General features: G+C 72.1%; 15 protein-coding genes. 10 read left to right on the forward strand and 5 right to left on the reverse strand.

Annotated features, from left to right (window positions below):
- From LL648_RS25540 to LL648_RS25560, 5 genes are all read left to right on the forward strand, one after another.
- A complete protein-coding gene (locus LL648_RS25540; RefSeq protein ID WP_232665256.1) occupies positions 1 to 828 on the forward strand; it encodes a carbohydrate ABC transporter permease in 828 nt (275 codons plus the stop codon).
- Positions 825 to 1,976 (forward strand): hypothetical protein, encoded by a 1,152-nt coding sequence (locus LL648_RS25545; RefSeq protein ID WP_232665257.1) that lies wholly within the window; start codon positions 825 to 827, stop codon positions 1,974 to 1,976. Before LL648_RS25540 ends, LL648_RS25545 begins: the two co-directional genes overlap by 4 nt.
- Positions 1,977 to 2,963, forward strand: a complete 987-nt coding sequence (locus LL648_RS25550; protein WP_232665258.1) for a hydroxyacid dehydrogenase — start codon at positions 1,977 to 1,979, stop codon at positions 2,961 to 2,963.
- A gap of 61 nt (positions 2,964 to 3,024) precedes the next feature.
- Positions 3,025 to 3,993 (forward strand): D-2-hydroxyacid dehydrogenase, encoded by a 969-nt coding sequence (locus LL648_RS25555; RefSeq protein ID WP_232665259.1) that lies wholly within the window; start codon positions 3,025 to 3,027, stop codon positions 3,991 to 3,993.
- Positions 3,984 to 4,814, forward strand: coding sequence for an NAD-dependent epimerase/dehydratase family protein (locus LL648_RS25560; protein ID WP_232665260.1), 831 nt, complete (start codon positions 3,984 to 3,986; stop codon positions 4,812 to 4,814). Before LL648_RS25555 ends, LL648_RS25560 begins: the two co-directional genes overlap by 10 nt.
- A gap of 36 nt (positions 4,815 to 4,850) precedes the next feature.
- Here the strand turns inward: LL648_RS25560 and LL648_RS25565 are convergent, their stop codons facing one another.
- Positions 4,851 to 5,297, reverse strand: coding sequence for a winged helix-turn-helix transcriptional regulator (locus LL648_RS25565; RefSeq protein WP_232665261.1), 447 nt, complete (start codon positions 5,295 to 5,297; stop codon positions 4,851 to 4,853).
- 84 nt (positions 5,298 to 5,381) lie between these two features.
- Here LL648_RS25565 and LL648_RS25570 point away from each other — a divergent pair, with 84 nt between their 5' ends.
- On the forward strand, positions 5,382 to 6,086 hold the full coding sequence (locus tag LL648_RS25570) for an SDR family oxidoreductase (protein ID WP_232665262.1): 705 nt from the start codon (positions 5,382 to 5,384) through the stop codon (positions 6,084 to 6,086).
- Between the two features lie 114 nt (positions 6,087 to 6,200).
- Here LL648_RS25570 and LL648_RS25575 read toward each other — a convergent pair whose 3' ends face one another.
- On the reverse strand, positions 6,201 to 7,004 hold the full coding sequence (locus LL648_RS25575; RefSeq protein WP_232665263.1) for an SAM-dependent methyltransferase: 804 nt from the start codon (positions 7,002 to 7,004) through the stop codon (positions 6,201 to 6,203).
- A gap of 102 nt (positions 7,005 to 7,106) precedes the next feature.
- Between LL648_RS25575 and LL648_RS25580 the strand changes: the two genes are divergently transcribed.
- The gene (locus LL648_RS25580) at positions 7,107 to 9,236 is read left to right on the forward strand and encodes a putative bifunctional diguanylate cyclase/phosphodiesterase (protein WP_232665264.1); all 2,130 of its coding nucleotides are present in this window, start codon (positions 7,107 to 7,109) and stop codon (positions 9,234 to 9,236) included.
- A 73-nt stretch (positions 9,237 to 9,309) separates the two neighbouring features.
- On the opposite strand, the gene LL648_RS25585 is transcribed toward LL648_RS25580, so the two are convergent.
- A complete protein-coding gene (locus tag LL648_RS25585; RefSeq protein ID WP_232665265.1) occupies positions 9,310 to 9,996 on the reverse strand; it encodes a universal stress protein in 687 nt (228 codons plus the stop codon).
- 218 nt (positions 9,997 to 10,214) lie between these two features.
- Between LL648_RS25585 and LL648_RS25590 the strand changes: the two genes are divergently transcribed.
- On the forward strand, positions 10,215 to 11,600 hold the full coding sequence (locus LL648_RS25590; protein ID WP_232665266.1) for an aldehyde dehydrogenase family protein: 1,386 nt from the start codon (positions 10,215 to 10,217) through the stop codon (positions 11,598 to 11,600).
- A gap of 76 nt (positions 11,601 to 11,676) precedes the next feature.
- Here the strand turns inward: LL648_RS25590 and LL648_RS25595 are convergent, their stop codons facing one another.
- Positions 11,677 to 13,281, reverse strand: a complete 1,605-nt coding sequence (locus LL648_RS25595; RefSeq protein ID WP_232665267.1) for a hypothetical protein — start codon at positions 13,279 to 13,281, stop codon at positions 11,677 to 11,679.
- A 279-nt stretch (positions 13,282 to 13,560) separates the two neighbouring features.
- Complete coding sequence (locus tag LL648_RS25600; RefSeq protein WP_232665268.1) at positions 13,561 to 14,166, reverse strand: PadR family transcriptional regulator; 606 nt, start codon at positions 14,164 to 14,166, stop codon at positions 13,561 to 13,563.
- A gap of 112 nt (positions 14,167 to 14,278) precedes the next feature.
- On the opposite strand from LL648_RS25600, the gene LL648_RS25605 reads away from it, so the two are divergent.
- Together LL648_RS25605 and LL648_RS25610 are read left to right on the forward strand one after the other, a co-directional pair.
- Positions 14,279 to 15,649: a carotenoid oxygenase family protein gene (locus LL648_RS25605; protein ID WP_232665269.1), complete on the forward strand. Its 1,371-nt coding sequence runs from the start codon at positions 14,279 to 14,281 to the stop codon at positions 15,647 to 15,649.
- A 105-nt stretch (positions 15,650 to 15,754) separates the two neighbouring features.
- Positions 15,755 to 16,924, forward strand: a complete 1,170-nt coding sequence (locus tag LL648_RS25610; protein ID WP_232665270.1) for a trans-sulfuration enzyme family protein — start codon at positions 15,755 to 15,757, stop codon at positions 16,922 to 16,924.
- The last annotated feature ends 274 nt before the right edge of the window (positions 16,925 to 17,198 follow it).

Consider the following 17,198-nt stretch of genomic DNA (forward strand, 5'->3'; position numbering starts at 1 on the left):
GTGACCAGGCGCGGACGCGCCAACCTCATCGCACTGCCCATCCTGATCGTCGTCGGGGTGATCTGGATCTACCCGTTCCTCTGGACGGTCTCGGCCGCGTTCAAGACGCAGGCGGGGCTCTTCAGCGGCGGCGCCAACCTGATTCCCGACCAGCTCGACTTCAGCAACTTCGAGCGGGCCTGGGTGAACGCGGGCTTCGATCGGTACCTGCTCAACACGGTGATCTACTCGGTCTCCTCGACGCTGATCGAGCTGGTCAAGGCGGCGCTCTGCGGGTACGTGCTGGCCCGCTACGAGTTCCCGGGCCGGGTGCTGCTGCACCGGATGATCGTCGCGACGCTGTTCGTGCCGGTCGCGTCGATCATCATCCCGCAGTTCGTGCTGGTCGAGCAGCTCGGACTGCTCAACACCAGGGCCGGGGTGATCCTCGCGATGTCCGGTTCGGCCGGCGCGCTCTACGTCCTGCTGTTCACCGGGTTCTTCTCGTCGGTGCCGAGCGACCTGTTCGACGCCGCGAAGATGGACGGCGCGGGGTTCCTGCGGACGTTCCGGCTGGTGCTCCCGCTGGCGAAGCCGATCATCGCGGTGGTGGTGATCTTCCAGTTCGTGAGCAACTGGAACGAGTTCAACATCCCGCTGGTCTTCACGCTCGCGCAGCCCGACCTGCAGAACCTCGCGGTCGGCATGCTCTCCTTCAAGGGCGAGCACGCGGTGGACTGGACCGGGTTCGCCGCCGGGATGACGATCTCCTTCGCGCCGATGCTGGTCGTCTTCCTGATCTTCCAGAAGTACTTCGTGAACGGCCTGGCAGGAGCGATCAAGGGATGACTTTCCGGCACGGGACCTTCGCCTACACGTGGGACGTCCTCGGCGACCCCGCCGCGGCCGACCGGATCGCGGAGCTGGGGGTCGACACCGTGACCCTGCAGGCGTCCTACCACTCCGTGCGGGCCACCACGGCGTGGCACCCGCGGCATCGGGTAGTGCACGCGCAGCACGCCGCCGGCTACTTCCGGCTGCGGCCGGAGGCGTGGGCGGGCCGGCAGCTGGTGCCGCCGGCACCGGAGTGGGGCGTCGACGACCCCGACCGGTTCGGCACGGCGGCTGCGGCGCTGGCGGAGGCGGGGCTGCGCGTCGAAGCGTGGATGGTGCTGACGCACTCGTCCGCGCTCGGCACCGCGAACCCGCAGCTCACGGTGCGCAACGCGTTCGGCGAGAGCTACCCCTACGCGCTGTGCCCCGCGCGCGAAGCGGTCCGCGAGTACGCGTCGACGCTGGTCGCGGAGGTCTGCGCGCAGTACGACGTGCCCACGCTGATGCTGGAGGCCTGCGGCTGGCTCGGGTTCGAGCACGGCAGCCACCACGAGAAGACCTCGGGCACGGACCTGTCGGCCTGCGGGCGCGACCTGCTCTCGATCTGCCTGTGCACGGCGTGCTCTGCCGCGCTGGTCGACCGCGGTGTCGACGCCGAGCGGCTCGCCGCGGACGTCCGCGCGCTCGTCGACGGCGAGCAGCAGCGCGGCGTGCCGGCCGGCGCGACGGTGGCCGAGGCGATCGGCGACGAGCGCGCGCAGGCCCTCTACGCGCACCGCACCGGCGTGATCTCCGGGATGGTCCGCGACGCGAGGGCCCTGGCCGGTGAGCGTGAGGTGCTGCTCATGGTCACCGACAACCCGCAGGCCACCGGCCCCGACGTGGGGCTCGACCTGGCCACGTTCGACGAGCAGGTCGACGCGTACGTGCTCAAGTGCTGGGAGACCGCGGGCGCCGCCGACCGGATCGCCGCGACGGCGGCCCGCACGTCCGTGCCGCTGGTGGCGAACGCGACGGTGGTCGGCGACCGTCCCGACGGCACCGCCGAGATGATCGCCGCGGTTGCCGCCGCCGGTGCGGGCCAGGCCCGGTACTACCACGCTGGGCTGGCCTCACCGGCCCGGCTCGGGGCGCTGCGTGCCGCGGTGAAGGAGGTGCGGTAGGTGCTGACCGGCCTCTACTCGATGAAGCCGGAGCGCTTCGACGACGTCTACGGGCCGGTCGAGCGCGCGGCCGTCGAGGCGAAGCTGCGCATCGCGCACCCGGTGGTCCCGGCCGACCGGCTGACGGGCGAGCACCTCGCCGACGTCGACGTGCTCGTCTGCTCCTGGGGTGCGCCACAGCTCACCCCCGAGCTGCTCGCGATCGCACCGAGGCTCGCGCTGGTGCTCTACGGCGCCGGCTCGGTGCGCGGCGTGATGACCGACGAGGCGTACGACCGCGGCGTCCGGATCACGTCGGCGGCCGCGGCCAACGCCGTGCCCGTCGCGGAGTTCGCGCTCAGCCAGATCCTGTTCTCGCTGAAGGACGGGTGGCATTACGTGCTCGCTTCCCGCGGGGCGGGGCGCTCGGCGCTGTCGCGGCGCGAACGCGGCGCGTACGGGGCCGTGGTCGGGCTGTGGGGGCTGTCGTCCACGGGCCGGCTGACGGCGCAGCTGCTCGCCCACCACGACGTGACGGTGCTGGCCAGCGACCCGTACGCGGACCCGGCGGTGGCGAAGGAGCTGGGCGTGACGCTCGTCGAGCTCGACGAGCTGTTCGCGACGTCCGACGTGGTCAGCCTGCACGCGCCGCTGCTGGCGTCGACGCGCGGCACGGTCGACGCGCGGCTGCTGGGCTCGATGAAGCCGGGCGCCACGTTGATCAACACCGCGCGGGGGGCGCTGGTCGACGAGGATGCGCTGGTGGCGACGCTGCGGGCGCGCGAGGACCTGTTCGCGGTGCTCGACGTGACCCACCCGGAGCCGCCGGTGGCCGGCTCGCCACTGTTCACGCTGCCCAATGTCGTCGTGACCCCGCACATCGCCGGCAGCCTCGGCTCCGAGCGCCGCCGTCTCGGCCGGCTCATGGTCGAGGAGCTGGAGCGCTTCTGCGCAGGCGAGCCGTTGCTGCACGAGGTGACCCGTACTGCTCTGGAGAGGACCGCATGAGCGACGCTTGCGAGCGAATCATCGATGCCATGTCAGCGACGAGCGCCGGCGAGGAGCTGACATGAGCTACACGCTGGTGATGTTGCCGCCGCAGCGCGAGGAGATCGCCGACTGGCCGCAGCGGCTGGAGGCCGCGGTGCCCGGTCTGCGGGTGCTGAGCCCCGAGACGCCCGACGAGGCCGTCGAGGCGCTGCGCAAGGCGGACGCCGCGCACGGGACGCTGCCGGCCGAGCTGCTCGCGCAGGCGGAGCAGCTGCGCTGGTTGCAGGCGCCGATGGCCGCGCCGCCGGCGGGGTACTACCACCAGGCGCTGATCGACCACCCCGTGCAGGTCACCAACATGCGTGACACGTACACCGACCACGTCGCGCACCACACGCTGGCGCTGGTGCTGGCGCTGGCGCGCGGGCTGCCGCGGTACGTGCGGGAGCAGGCGGCGAGCAACTGGGCGCCCGACTGGGACCCGGGCGCGGTGCTGCCGCTCGCGGAGGCGTCGGCGCTGGTATACGGGGTGGGCGCGATCGGGTCCGAGGTGGGCAGGCTGCTCGCGGCGTTCGGCACGCACGTCATCGGGGTGGACGCGCGCCACACCGTGCCGCCGGCCGGGTTCGCCGAGCTGCGCAGACCGGAAGCCCTCGACGACGCGATGTCCGAGGTCGACATCGTGATCGTCACGGTGCCGCACACGCCGGTCACCGAGCGCATGTTCGACGCGGAGCGGTTCACGCGCATGCGACCCAGCGGGTACTTCATCAACATCGGGCGCGGCCCGACCGTCCAGCTCGACGCCCTCATCGCGGCGCTCGACGCGGGGCACCTCGCCGGCGCGGCGCTCGACGTCTACGAGACCGAGCCGCTGCCGGCGGAGCACCCGCTGTGGAAGCGGGCGGACGTTCTGCTCACGCCGCACGTCGCCGGCGCGGGGCCGCACGCGGACGAGCGGCGCTTCGAGGTGCTGGTGGAGAACGCGAGGCGGTTCGCCGAAGGTCAGGAGCTGATCAACGTCGTCGACAAGGTGGAGTGGCACTGAGCGGAACTTGGGCAGGAACATCGGCCAGGGGGCGGCTGCTCGTCACCGGATCGGCCGGGCTGGTCGGGCGGCAGCTGCGGCCGCTGCTGGCCCGGCCGGGCCGGGTGCTGCGGCTGCTGGACGTCGCCGAGCAGGAGCCGGGTGTCGGCGTCGAGCTCGTGACCGCCTCCATCACCGACGAGGCGGCGATGGCCGCGGCCTGCGCCGGCGTCGACGCCGTCCTGCACCTGGGCGGGCAGAGCACTGAGGGTCCGTGGGAGCGGGTCGTCGAGCTCAACATCACCGGCACCAGGGTGGTCCTGGACGCCGCGCACGCAGCGGGGGTGCGGCGGGTGGTGCTGGCGTCGAGCCACCACGTCGTGGGGAGCATGACGATCGGTTCGTGCATCCCGGCGGCCGCGCCGCCCTGCCCCGACAGCTTCTACGGGGTGAGCAAGGCCGCGGTGGAGGCGCTCGGGCGGCTCTACCACGAGCGGTTCGGCATGGACGTCGTCTGCGTGCGGTTCGGTTCGGTCAAGCCGGTGCCGGACGACGTGCGCGGCCTGATCACCTGGCAGTCCAGCGCCGACGCCGCGCGGCTGGTGGAGGCGTGCCTGGCCGCGTCCCGTCCGGGGTTCCGGATCGTGTGGGGCGTCTCGGCGAACACCCGCGGGGTGTTCTCGCTGGACGAGGGCAGGGCGCTCGGCTACCACCCGCGCGACGACTCAGAGGCTTACGCCGCGCTGGTGCGCGAAGGGCCGGAGCCGACGCGGGTCGGGGGCGAGTTCCTCACGCGCCCGCTCGGGGCCGACCGTCGACAACGACGAAATGGCTGTTGTTAGCGCTCACAAACAGCCAGAACGTCGTTGTCGACGGGTTCACGTGGGGTAGGCGGCGGTCCGGACGAACGCGACGGCGTCGAGGGGGACCTCGGCGCCGGTGTCGTCGACGAACGCCACGTGCAGCGGGCGGTCGCCCTCGACGCTGCGACGCACGACGGTGGGGCCGCCCTCCCACGGGCAGTGCGCGTCGCCCCACTGCTGGAGCGCGCCCAGCACGACCCGCAGCTCGTTGCCCGCCTCGGTCGGGTGGTAGCTGTGGCGCGCCCGCGATCCGGGCTCCTGGTACGGGCGCTTCTCCAGCACGCCGGCCGCGACGAGGGTGGCGAGGCGGTCGCTGAGCACGTCGGGCGCCACGCCGAGCGCGGCGCGGAAGTCGGCGAACCGGGACGTCCCGGAGAGCGCCTCGCGCAGTATCACGAACGTCCACCGCTCGCCGAGCACGTCGAGCGCCCGCGCGATCGAACAGGTCTGCGGCTTCTGCATGTGACCATCCTAGCTCTGAGTTGTTTTTCCCAACTCAGGAGCGCTAGGTTGGGTTTACCAACTCAGCCTGAGGGAGCGGTTCTCATGGACATCAAGGACTCAGTCGCCGTCGTGACCGGCGCCAACCGCGGCCTCGGCCGGCGGTTCGCCGCGGCGCTGCTCGAACGCGGAGCGGCGAAGGTCTATGCGGCGGCCCGCAACCCCGAGAGCGTCGACCTGCCCGGCGTCGTGCCGTTGAAGCTCGACATCACCGACCCCGCATCGGTCGCGGCCGCCGCGGAGCTCGCGGGAGACGCCACGCTCCTGATCAACAACGCCGGCAGCGGGACCGGCGCGGCCCTGCTCGGCGGCGACCCCGCCGACATCCGACTGGAGATGGAGACGCACTTCTTCGGCACGCTCGAGATGACCAGGAAGTTCGCACCGATCATCGCCGACAACGGCGGTGGCGCCGTGCTCAACGTGCTCTCGGTGCTCTCGTGGGTGCACCCGCCGAACTCCGGCGCGTACAACGCGGCGAAGGCGGCGGCGTGGGCGCTGACCAACGCGCTGCGCGTCGAGCTGATGCCGCTGGGCATCACGACGACCGCGCTGCACGTCGGGTACATGGACACCGATATGGCCCGGCACATCACCGACCCCAAGAGCGACCCGGCCGACATCGCCGCGCTCGCGCTCGACGGCGTGGCCGCCGGCGCCCCGGAGGTCGTCGCCGACGAGGTGAGCCGCCGGGTGCGCAGCGGCCTGTCGGCCGAGCTGGCCGCGCTCTACCCGCAGCTGGTGGCGTAACGCCGACCGGGTGCCGCCCGGAGAGGGGCAGGAAAGCCCACGTTCAGGCCCCGTGAGGGCAGGAAAGTGGCTTTCCTGCCCTCACGGCGGCAGGTGCGGGTCGGCGTGTTGGGCCTAAACCCGTCCGATCCCCGCCAGCGCACCGAAGCGTTCGGGGCGGTCGTCGACGTCGAGCGGCGAGTCGGGCCGCCACAGCGGGATGTGCACGAGCCCGGGCTCGACGAGCTCGGTGCCGGCGAACTGGGCCAGCAGCTCCTCGCGCGAGCGCAGGTGGATGGGGGTGCCGGTGCGGCCGGAGAGCTTCTGCGCCTCGATCACCTCCGGCGGCTGGTCCTCGTGCGTCACGTTGACCAGCGCGATGTAGCTGCCCGCGGGCACGCCGTCGCGCAGTTTGGCCACGATGCCGGCCGGGTCGTCCGAGTCGGGCACGAAGTGCAGCACGCCGAGCAGGAGCACCGCGATCGGGCTTTCGAAGTCGAGCAGGTCGCGCACGGCGGTGTCGGCGAGGATCTCGTCGACGTCGCGGGCGTCGGCGTGCACGACGGCGGTGCGGGCGTCGCCGTCGAGTATCGCTTTGCTGTGGGAGACGGCGATGGGGTCGACGTCGACGTAAACCACCCGGGAGCTGGGGTCGGCCTCCTGCGCCACCTCGTGCACGTTGCCGACGGTCGGGATGCCGGATCCCACGTCGAGGAACTGGGTGACACCCTCGCTGACCAGGAACTGCACGGCCCGTCGGAGGAACGACCGGTTCGCACGCATGGTGTCGCCGACGTTGGGCGTCATGCTCGAGATGGCCTCGGCGAGCTGGCGGTCGATGGCGAAGTTGTGCGCCCCGCCGAGGAAGTAGTCGTACACCCTGGCCGAGCTCGGCCGGTCGAGATCGATGCCGTCAGGTGCCCAGCTCGGCCGCTCCATGGCTCCCCGTTCGTCGTCGAAATGGGTCGATGACCGCGCGCAGCCTACGGCCACGAGGACGCCACGGGAATACTGCGCGTAACCGACCGTAAAGTGCAGCTCATGGGCGTCTCCGAGGTTCGGCCGTGGGAGGCCGGCGGCGACGTCTCGGCGCTCGTGGCCGCGTGGACGGCCGACCTGTCGCGGCCCGCCTACCTGCCGATGTCGGGTGCCCAGCTGCGCTCGTTCCTCACCGCCGCCGCCCGGGTGCTCGCCGCGGCATGTGCTGCCGAGCCGGTCGACGCCGATGCGGCGCGGCAGGTCGGGGCGTCGCTGGTCGACGCCGACCTCGTCGTCCCCGAGGTGCTCCCGGCGACGGTCGGAGCGTTGGGCCGTCATCTCGGCGGGCTCGCGATGTCGGCGGGTGCCGCGCGTCCGCTCGATGCCGCACCGGTGGTCGCGGCCGCCGTCGCCGACGGGTACGTCACGCGGTTGCGCGCCCGGATCCTCGACGAGCAGGAGACGATCCGCCGGGCGGAGGTGCTGGCCCGCCGCCAGATCGAGCTCGACCTGCGCTCCAGCGAGGCCCGCTTCCGCGCGATCTTCGCCAACGCCGCGATCGGCATCGGGATCGCCGACATGACCGGCCGGATCGTCGACGCTAACGTCGCGTTCGCAGCGATGCTCGGCTACACCGTCGAGGAGTTCTGCAAGCTGCGCGTCTCCGACTTTGTCTACCCCGACGACGCCGATGGCATGTGGGAGCTGTACCAGCAGATCATCGAGGGCGACCGGGACAGCGCGCGGGTGGAGAAGCGCTACCGGCACCGCGACGGGCACCTCGTCTGGACCGACCTGACCGCATCGCTGATCCGCGACCCCACCGGCGTGCCGCTGTACACGGTGGCGATGGCCGAGGACATCACCACCCGCCGCAAGCTGCAGGAACGCCTGCGCAGGCAGGCGCTGCACGACCCGCTGACGCAGCTGCCCAACCGCACGCTGTTCCAGGACCGGCTGAACACCGTGTTCGCCCGTCCCGGCGCCCGCGTCGGCGTCTGCTACCTCGACCTCGACCGGTTCAAGGCCGTCAACGACCGGCTCGGCCACGACATCGGCGACCAGCTGCTGGTGGCCGTCGCGGCCCGGCTCGACGCGTGCGTCTCGGCCCGCGGGCACCTCGTCGCGCGGATGGGCGGCGACGAGTTCGTCGTGCTGGTCGAGGACCCGCCGCCGCATGAGCTGGAGCTGCTCGCCCAGACCGTGCTGGAGGCCCTCGCACCACCCGTCGTCGTCGGGGAGCACCGGCTGACGGCGTCGGCGAGCATCGGCGTCGTCGAATGCGCGGTGGACGAGACAACACCCGCGGAGGTGCTGAAGTCTGCCGACGTCACGCTCTACTGGGCGAAGGCGGAAGGCCGCAACCGGTGGGCGCGGTTCGACCCGGAGCGCAACGCCCGCGAGATGACCCGCTACACGCTCTCCGCGACGATGCTGCACGGGCTGGAGCACGACGAGTTCCGGGTGGAGTACCAGCCGATCGTCCGGCTCGACGACGGGCGGGCGGCGGGGGTGGAGGCGCTGGTCCGCTGGGCGCACCCGACGCTCGGCCGGTTGGGGCCCGACTCGTTCATCGGCCTCGCCGAGGAGTCCGGCGCGATCGTCCAGCTCGGGCGGCACGTGCTGGTGGAGGCCTGCGAGCGCGCGGCGGCGTGGAACGACGCCCATCCCCGGGCCGAGCTGTTCACGAGCGTCAACCTCGCCGTCCGGCAGGCGCAGGAGCCCGAGCTGGTCGACGACGTCGCCCGGATCCTGAAGCGCAGCGGCCTGCCGCCGCACCTGCTGCAGCTGGAGCTGACCGAGAGCGCGCTGCTCGGACCGGAGGGGCGGCCGGTGGAGGCGATCACGGCCCTGGCCGAGATGGGCGTGCGGATCGCCGTCGACGACTTCGGCACGGGCTACTCGAACCTCGGCTACCTGCCTCGGCTGCCGCTGCACACGGTGAAGCTCGCCGGCGGGCTCGTCGAGGGCCTGCACAGCCCGACGACCGGCGCCGGGCCCATCGTCGCCGGCATGATCGTCCTGGCGCACGCGCTCGGCCTCGACGTCACGGCGGAGGGTGTCGAGACCTCAGCGCAGGCCGAGCGGCTCCGCGCCGGCGGCTGCGACACCGCCCAGGGCTGGCTCTACGCCCGCTCACTGCCCTGGCGCGATGTCGAGCAGCTCCTCGACGACCCGCTGCCGCACACCTGACTTGCCCACCGTTTTGCCAACCTGCACGGGCTGCGCGGCGTGCAGGTCGGCAAAACGGTGGGCAAGTTCTGGGTCAGGGGGTGGTGCGGGGGGCTAGCAGGACCGGGCAGGGGGCGTGCTGCAGCGCGCTGAGCGCGACCAGGCCGAGCTGCGCCGAGAGCCGGCGTGACGCACCGCCGACGACCAGCAGGTCGGCGTCCAGCTGTTCGTTGACCAGTTCGTGCGGCCGCACCCGCAGCAGCTGCGTCGACGATTCGACGCTGCGTGCGGCGAGGAACGCCTGACCCTCGTCGAGCACGGCGAGACCGCGGTCGACCGCGGCGTCGAGCCCGATGCTGCGCGGCCCGAACGACAGCGGCACGCCGTGCACCAGCAACAGGCTCGCGTCCATCGCCGTCGCGCATGCCGCGGCGTCGACCAGCACGGCCTCGTCGCCCGGCAGGTCACGCACCGCTGCGACCACCTGCTGGCGGCCACCGCGCCGCCACGTGCCACGGCTGATCAGGACAGCGCTGCCGGCGGCACTCATCGCCTCGACGTCGCCGGCCAGGCGCGACCACTCGTCGCCGCCTTCCGGGCCGATCTCCAGCGCCGCACCCGCCGGCGCCGAGCGCTTGATCAGCGCGTATCCGACGTCCGCGCACCAGTCGTGCGCCCACGGCGGGACGGGGGTCTCCATCCTGCCGATCACCACGAGCCGAGAGCTGGTTGCGCTCGTCGTCACCGGTCGCGACGCGAGCGCTGCCCTGCCGGAGGCCATTCGTCCCACCCTTCCCCGCCGATCAGGACGGCAAGACGCAAGCTTTCTCCGCTCTCGCGCTGCGGACAAGGCGTGGATGGGGTAATGAATGGGTAGCGGACGGTGGCCGCCCGGCGTCGTTCGTGACCGACCGCGCACTTCAACACCCGACCGGGCTAATCGTGCTGCGACGGGCAGGTGCCGGGCGGGGATCCGGGTCGCATGCAGAAGGTGCGAGCATGGCGTCCGTGCACGAGCAGCAGCCTGAAGCAGAGATCCTCAACCCGGCCACCGGGGCGGTGTTGCAGCACCTGCCCATGGCCGGTGCCGCGGAGGTCGACGAGGCCGTCCGGCGGGCCCGCGCGGCGCAGCCGGAGTGGGCGAAGATGCCGCTGCGCGAGCGCGCCGGCGTCCTGTTCCGGCTCGCCGCGCTGATCGAGGAGCGCGTCGACGAGCTCGCCCTGCTGGAGACCCGCAACGTCGGCAAGCCGCTCGGCGACGCCCGCGGCGAGGTCGGCATGGCGGCCGAGACGTTCCGCTACTACGCGGGTGCCGTCGACAAGCACTTCGGCGAGTCCATCCCGGTCGACGGCGGCATCGACATCACCTTCCGCGAGCCGCTCGGTGTCGTCGGTGTGATCGTGCCGTGGAACTTCCCCTTCGCGATCACCGCGTGGAACGTCGCGCCGGCGCTCGCCGCCGGCAACGCCGTCGTCGTCAAGCCCTCCGAGCTGACCCCGCTCACCGCTTTGGAGCTGCCCGCGCTCGCGGCGCAGGCCGGGCTGCCCGACGGGGTGCTGCAGGTCGTGGTCGGGACCGGCGCGGTCGCCGGCGCCCGCTTGGTGGAGCACGAGCACCTCGCGAAGATCGCGTTCACCGGCTCGACCGCGGTCGGCAAGGGGATCATGGCGGCCGCGGCGCCGACGCTGAAGCGGCTCACCCTGGAGCTGGGCGGGAAGGCCGCGAACATCGTCTTCGCCGACGCCGACATCCAGGCGGCCGCGACGTCCGCGGTGCCGGCGGCGTACGGGAACTCCGGGCAGGACTGCTGCTCGCGCGCCCGCATCCTCGTCCAGCGCGGGGTGCTGGAGGAGTTCACCGAGGCGTTCACGAAGGCGCTCGGCGACTGGACCGTCGGTGACCCCGAAGACCTCGCCACCGACATGGGCCCGCTGGTCAGCGAGCAGCACCGGGCGCGGGTCGCGGCGTTCCTCGACGACACCCCCGAGCCGATCTACCGCGGGACCGTCCCCGACGGCGACGGATTCTGGTTCCCCCCGACCGTGCTCGCCTTGCCGACACCCGACGCGCGGGTCGCCCGCGAGGAGGTCTTCGGCCCGGTCGTCGCGGTGATCCCGTTCGACGACGAGGCCGACGCGGTCACCATCGCGAACGACTCGCCGTACGGGCTGTCCGGCTCGATCTGGACCGTCGACGGGAGCCGTGCGCTGCGGATGGCCCGCGCCGTGCAGGCCGGGGGGCTCTCGGTGAACTCGAACTCCTCGGTGCGCGTGTCGACGCCGTTCGGCGGGGTCAAGCAGTCGGGCATCGGGCGGGAGCTGGGCATGCATGCCCTCGACGCCTACACCGACGTCAAGAACGTCTTCATCAGCACCACGAGCTGACGAAGTTCCCCACCGTTTTGCCAACTTGCACACCCTGCAGGGCGTGCAGGTTGGCAAAACGGTGGGGAAGTTGGGGTCACTTCTGCTGGCCAGAGGTCGCGGCCGAGTCCGAGTCGGCCCCGGATCCCGACTCGGACCCGGTCGCTGACTCCGGCTGCGACGCCGACTCGGAGCCGGACTGCGGCGACTCCGACTCCGACGACTCAGGCTGGGACTCGGACTCGGGTTCGGCCTTGGTGTCCTCGGTGGTCGTGCTCTGGTCGTTCGAGGTGGTGTCGGTGCGGTCCTGCTGCTGGTCGTCCTCGCGGCTCTTGCCGCCGCCGAGCAGGCCGCCGACGGCGTCGGTCGCGCCGCCGAGCACGTCGGAGACCGGTTCGGTGACGGCGTCGCCGACCTCGTCGAGCGGCACCTCGACGGCCGGCAGCTTGACGTCGGGCAGCGGGAGCTCCGCGGCGCCGAGCTTGACGTCCGGGGTGACCAGCTCGGTCTCGGAGACCGTCACCGCCGGCAGGTCGACGTCGAGCGGCTCCTTCGCCGAGAGCGATATGCCGCCTTCGGAGAGGGCGACGTCGGGCAGGGTCGCCGTCGTGCCGGAGACCTGGGCCGGGCCGACCCGCGCGGGGGAGATACCGACGTCGGGGGTGCCGACCTCCGCGGTCGACGTCGTGACGGCGACCTCCTTCTCGGCGAGCGCCACCGTGACCGTCGGCGCCTTCACCTCGGCCTCCGTGGCCACGACCGACGGCGTGGCGACGGGCCCGAGGACGGGGACGTTCGGGACCGTCACACCCGGCACGACAACGGGCGGCGTGCTGATCGACGGGCCGGGGACGACCACGCCGGGCGGACCTCCGGGCTCTCCAGGACCGGGACCGCCGGGCCCACCCGGCGCACCCGGCGCACCCGACTGTCCCGGTTGACCTGGTTGACCTGGCTGCCCGGGGCCACCGGTGCCGGGCGGGCCCGATCCGGGCGGTGTGGATCCCGGTGGTGTCGTCCCTGGTGTCGATCCGGGAGGTGTTGATCCTGGCGGGGGCGTACCCGGCTGGGCCGCCGGCGGCGGGGTCCCCGGCGTGACGGCGGGCGGGGGCGCGCTCGCGCCGCCGAGAACCGCCGGTGGCGTGAAGAACCCGGCCCCCGCGGCGCCCGACGGCAGGCCGGCCGGGCCGATCGCCGCCGATGCAGCCGCGAAGCCCACCGGCTGCAGCACGACGGTGGCCGGGTCGACGAAGGCGAGCCCGAGCTCCCCGTCGTCCTGCCCGGCCCTGCTCAGGTTCCCCTTCGGTGTGCCGCCGCCGACGATGATCCCGTGCGCGCCCGCCTCGGCGTCGGCGTGCGGGAGGCTCGAATCGTGGATCATCGACGGCCCGAAGACCGCGCCGATCGCGAACAGGGCGCAGGCCGCCGTCGAGGCCTTGCGGACGCTGTGTCGGGGCGGCGGCGGGGCCGGTCGCAGCATGGGCATCAGCGGTGGCAGCGCACGATGCTTGCGGGGCTTCAACCGGCCGGCGGCGGCGTGCGGCCCACGACCTTCCCGGCGCAGGATCGCCGCGACCGACACCGCGACCTCGTTCTCCACGAGCTCGGAGACCTCGGGGGGCAGCTCCGCGCTGCGCGCGAGGAGGATCGCGACCGGGACGGGGTTCGAGGAGCCATGACGGCGGGACGGCGGCGGGTACACGGTCGGACCTTTCCGGCGACGAGCGTCGCAAGAGGGGTGCTGCTCTCGGGGGACACCGATTCCTACGCCCGCGGAAACCCGGCCGCCATAGGCCGTTCGGTATGCGCCGATGCCGTTCCTGACGTTCCTGGAATACCACTCGACGTGCCCGCTCGACCGCTCACCGTCACAAGGGTCCTGCGGTGCGCCGTTGGCCGGCGGTCCACCGCCCGATCGGCCTACGCGTTCGAGTGCAGCGCGTGGTGACGCAGGGCTACCGCGCTGCTACCCCGTGCACGCTCAATCGCCGAGCGGCACGTCGGCCGCGCCATCGGTCCCGTAACCGGTGCTGTCAACGCCCGGACCTGCGGTTGAGGGCGCCGCACCGCCCTCGCGCTCGACCTCTTCCCAGAACGCCACCACCGTGCGCTCGAACCGCAGCCCCAGCTCGAGCGTCGAGGCAGGCGGTGATCCCGGTTCGAGCCCGGCTGTGGTGCGCAGCGCCTCGAACGTGGCGAGCCGTTCGCGGTGCGCCGCGACCTGCTCGGCCGCGAGCCTGCGCACGGCATCGGCCTGATCGTCGTCGTGGAAGAACAGGCGCAGCAGCCCGTCGTCGCGGATCTCGGTGGGTCCGGACGACGGGCTGATGAGCCATTGCCGAAATGCCGCCCGTCCAGCCTTCGTGATCGACAGGAGCCGGCGCCGCCGCCCGGCCTCCTCACGCTGCTCGACGACCAGCCCGTTGCGGACGAGCCGCGCCGCCTCCGCGTAGAGCTGCGAGCGGGGAAAGACCCAGAAGTTGCCGATGCTCTGCCGGATGGTGCTGTCGAGCTTGTAGGGCGTGGACGGGCCGTACCGGTCGAGCAGGCCGAGCACGACGTACGAGCTGGCGGAGAGCGTCGGCATCGGCAACCCCTGGTCTGGACGGTCTGAACCTCGCCGTTGCGGGCGAGCAGCGGTTGCGGGCACCGTCAACGGTACAAGTTGCACCGTTCAATCTGACGTTGGGAGCCGTCCGGTGACCGCCACCGCTGCCCGCAACCCGTACTTCCGCGAGAACTTCCTTCCCGTTAACGACGAGGTCAGCGCCGTCGACCTGCCCGTGACCGGTGAACTGCCGCGTGAGCTTTCCGGCCGGTACCTGCGCATCGGCCCGAATCCGGTCGGCAACGTCGACGCCGCGAGCCACCACTGGTTCATGGGCGAGGGCATGGTGCACGGCGTTCGACTGCGTGATGGCCGCGCCGAGTGGTACCGCAACCGGTTCGTGCGCGGCGACTCCGGCGAGTCGCCCAACACCAATGTCCTCGCTCACGCGGGCCGCATCATGGCGCTCGTCGAGGCCGGCGGGCTGCCGGTGACGATCGCCCCGGATCTGAACAAGATGGCGACGTGGGACTGCGACGGCCTGCTGAAGAGCGGCTACGCGGCCCATCCCAAGATCGACCCGATCACCGGTGAGCTGCACGCGATCACCTACAACGTGCTGTCCCCGTCGCTGCGCTACGTCGTGCTCGACGCGACGGGCGCGGCGAAGCACGTCACCGACATCGCGGCGCCGGGCAGGCCGATGGTGCACGACATGGCGTTGACGCAGAGCCGGGTCGTGGTGCTCGACCTCCCGGTCACGGTCTCCATGGACATGATGAGCAGCTGGGCAGCGGCCGGCAGCGTGGGCTACCCGCCGCTGCCGATGCGGTGGGACGACGCCCACACCTCGCGGATCGGCTTGCTGCCGCGCGGCGCGACGGGCGACGCGGTGCGCTGGTTCGAGGCGCCGCGCTGCTACGTCTTCCACGTCCTCAACGGCTTCGACAACCCCGACGGCTCCGTCACCGTCGACGTCGTCCGCTACGACTCGGTCTTCCGCGACGAGCTGCGCGGCCCGAGCGACTCGCTGCCGGTGCTCGCCCGCTGGACGGTCGACCCCGCCCGCGGCACCGTCACCGAGCAGATCGTCTCCGATCGCAGCGTCGAGTTCCCGCGCGTCGGCCCCGCGCTGGTCGGGCAGCCGCACCGGTACGGATGGTTCGCCGGCGTCGGGGCCGACGGGCTCGTGCTCTCCGACGACGTCGACCGGTCGTCCGACAGCGGGTTCGAGACCGGACCGCTGGTGAAGATCGACACTGCGACGGGCGGGACGGAGCTGCACCACTACGGGCCGGGCCGGGTCACGATGGAGCCCGCGTTCGTCGCGCGGCCGGGTGCCACCGGGGAGGACGACGGATGGATCCTCTCGGTCGTGCACGACGCCACCACCGACCGCGGCGAGCTGGTCGTGCTCGACGCGGGCGACATCACCGCGGCCCCCGTCGCGCGGGTGCACCTTCCACGTCGGGTGCCGTTCGGCTTCCACGGGAACTGGATCAGCGACGACGAGCTCACCTGAGCTTTCGACCCAGAACCGTCGACAACGACGATTCGGCTGTTCCGAGGCCCCGGGAACCGCCATAACGTCGTTGTCGACGGGCGCCCGTTGGGTAAGTCTGGTCCGGTGACCTACCACCGCGAGACCAGAGCCGTCCGGATGCCGGCGCCGGACCACGTCGAGGGCCGCCCGGTCGGGGTGCCGATCTACCAGACCGCCAACTACGCATTCGATGATCCGACGGCGGTCGCGTCGGCCATCGCGGGACCGGGCGGACCGTACTTCTACAGCGGCTACTCGAACCCCACCGTCGGGGTGTTCGAGAAGGCGCTGACCGACCTGGAGGGCGGCGCCGCAGCGCTGGCCACCTCGAGCGGCACGGCCGCGATGAGCGCGGTGCTGCACGCCGTGCTTCGCCCCGGCGACCACGTCGTGGCGCAGAAGGCCCTCTACGGCGGCACCACGGCGGTGATCGGCGACCTCACGCGGAACTGGGGTGTCGAGTCCGACTTCATCACCGCCGACGACGCGGCCGAGCTCGCCGCGGTCCTGCGGCCTACCACGAAGGTGCTGGTGCTGGAGCCGATCGCGAACCCGACGAGCTTCGTGCCCGACATCGCGGGCCTGCTGGCCGCGGCCCGCGCGGCGGGCGTCACCACCGTCGTCGACAACACGTTCGCCACGCCGATGCTCTTCCGCCCGATCGAGCACGGCGCCGACGTCGTCGTGCACTCGGCGACCAAGTACCTCGGTGGCCACCACGACGTCGTCGGTGGGATCGCCGTCTTCGCGGACGCCGATCGCCACCGCGAGGCCTGGCAGCAGGCGCTGCGGTTCGGTTCGATCATGGACCCGTTCTCGGCGTGGCTGGTGGTGCGCGGGCTGAAGACGCTGCCGCTGCGGTTCGAACGCCAGTGCGCGAACGCGCAGTACCTCGCCGAGCGGCTCGCCGGCCACAGCGGGGTCGACGCCGTGCACTACCCCGGGTTGCCCGAGCACCCCAGCCACAAGCGGGCCACCACGCTGATCGGCGGCTACGGCGGCACGCTCGCCGTCGAGGTCGCCGGCGGCCGCGAAGGGGCGCTGCGTTTCATCGGCGGCCTGCGGCTGGTGCTCGACGCCGGCTCGCTCGGGGGCACCGAGACCGTCGCGATGCACCCCGCGACGACGTCGCACCGCAGCATGGACGACGCCGCGCTGGAGGCGGCAGGAATCGGTCAGGGAATGGTCAGAATCGCGTGCGGACTCGAGCATCCAGAGGACCTCTGGGCAGACCTCGCCGCTGCGTTGAATTGATCGTCCACGAATCGATTCCGGGCAAGCTTCCATCTTGTTCGGCAGACTCTGGTCACAGAACGTTGACGGCGCTAGGCTCCGAACGTTCACCGGGCGGTCGACATCGGACCGTCGGCGGACCGGTATAGGGGGCGGGGGATCGTGGAACGTTCTATCGGCGTGGTCCGAATCTGACTCCTGGTGAGTATGCAGTGCCGTCACGTGGTGTGACGGCTCCGGCGGCGTGGGGTCGGGTACGCGAACACGCGTGGTCACGCTGCCGGTTCCATGAGGG

Origin of the sequence: Pseudonocardia sp. TRM90224 (assembly GCF_021245725.1) — a bacterium.
GTDB lineage: Bacteria > Actinomycetota > Actinomycetes > Mycobacteriales > Pseudonocardiaceae > Pseudonocardia.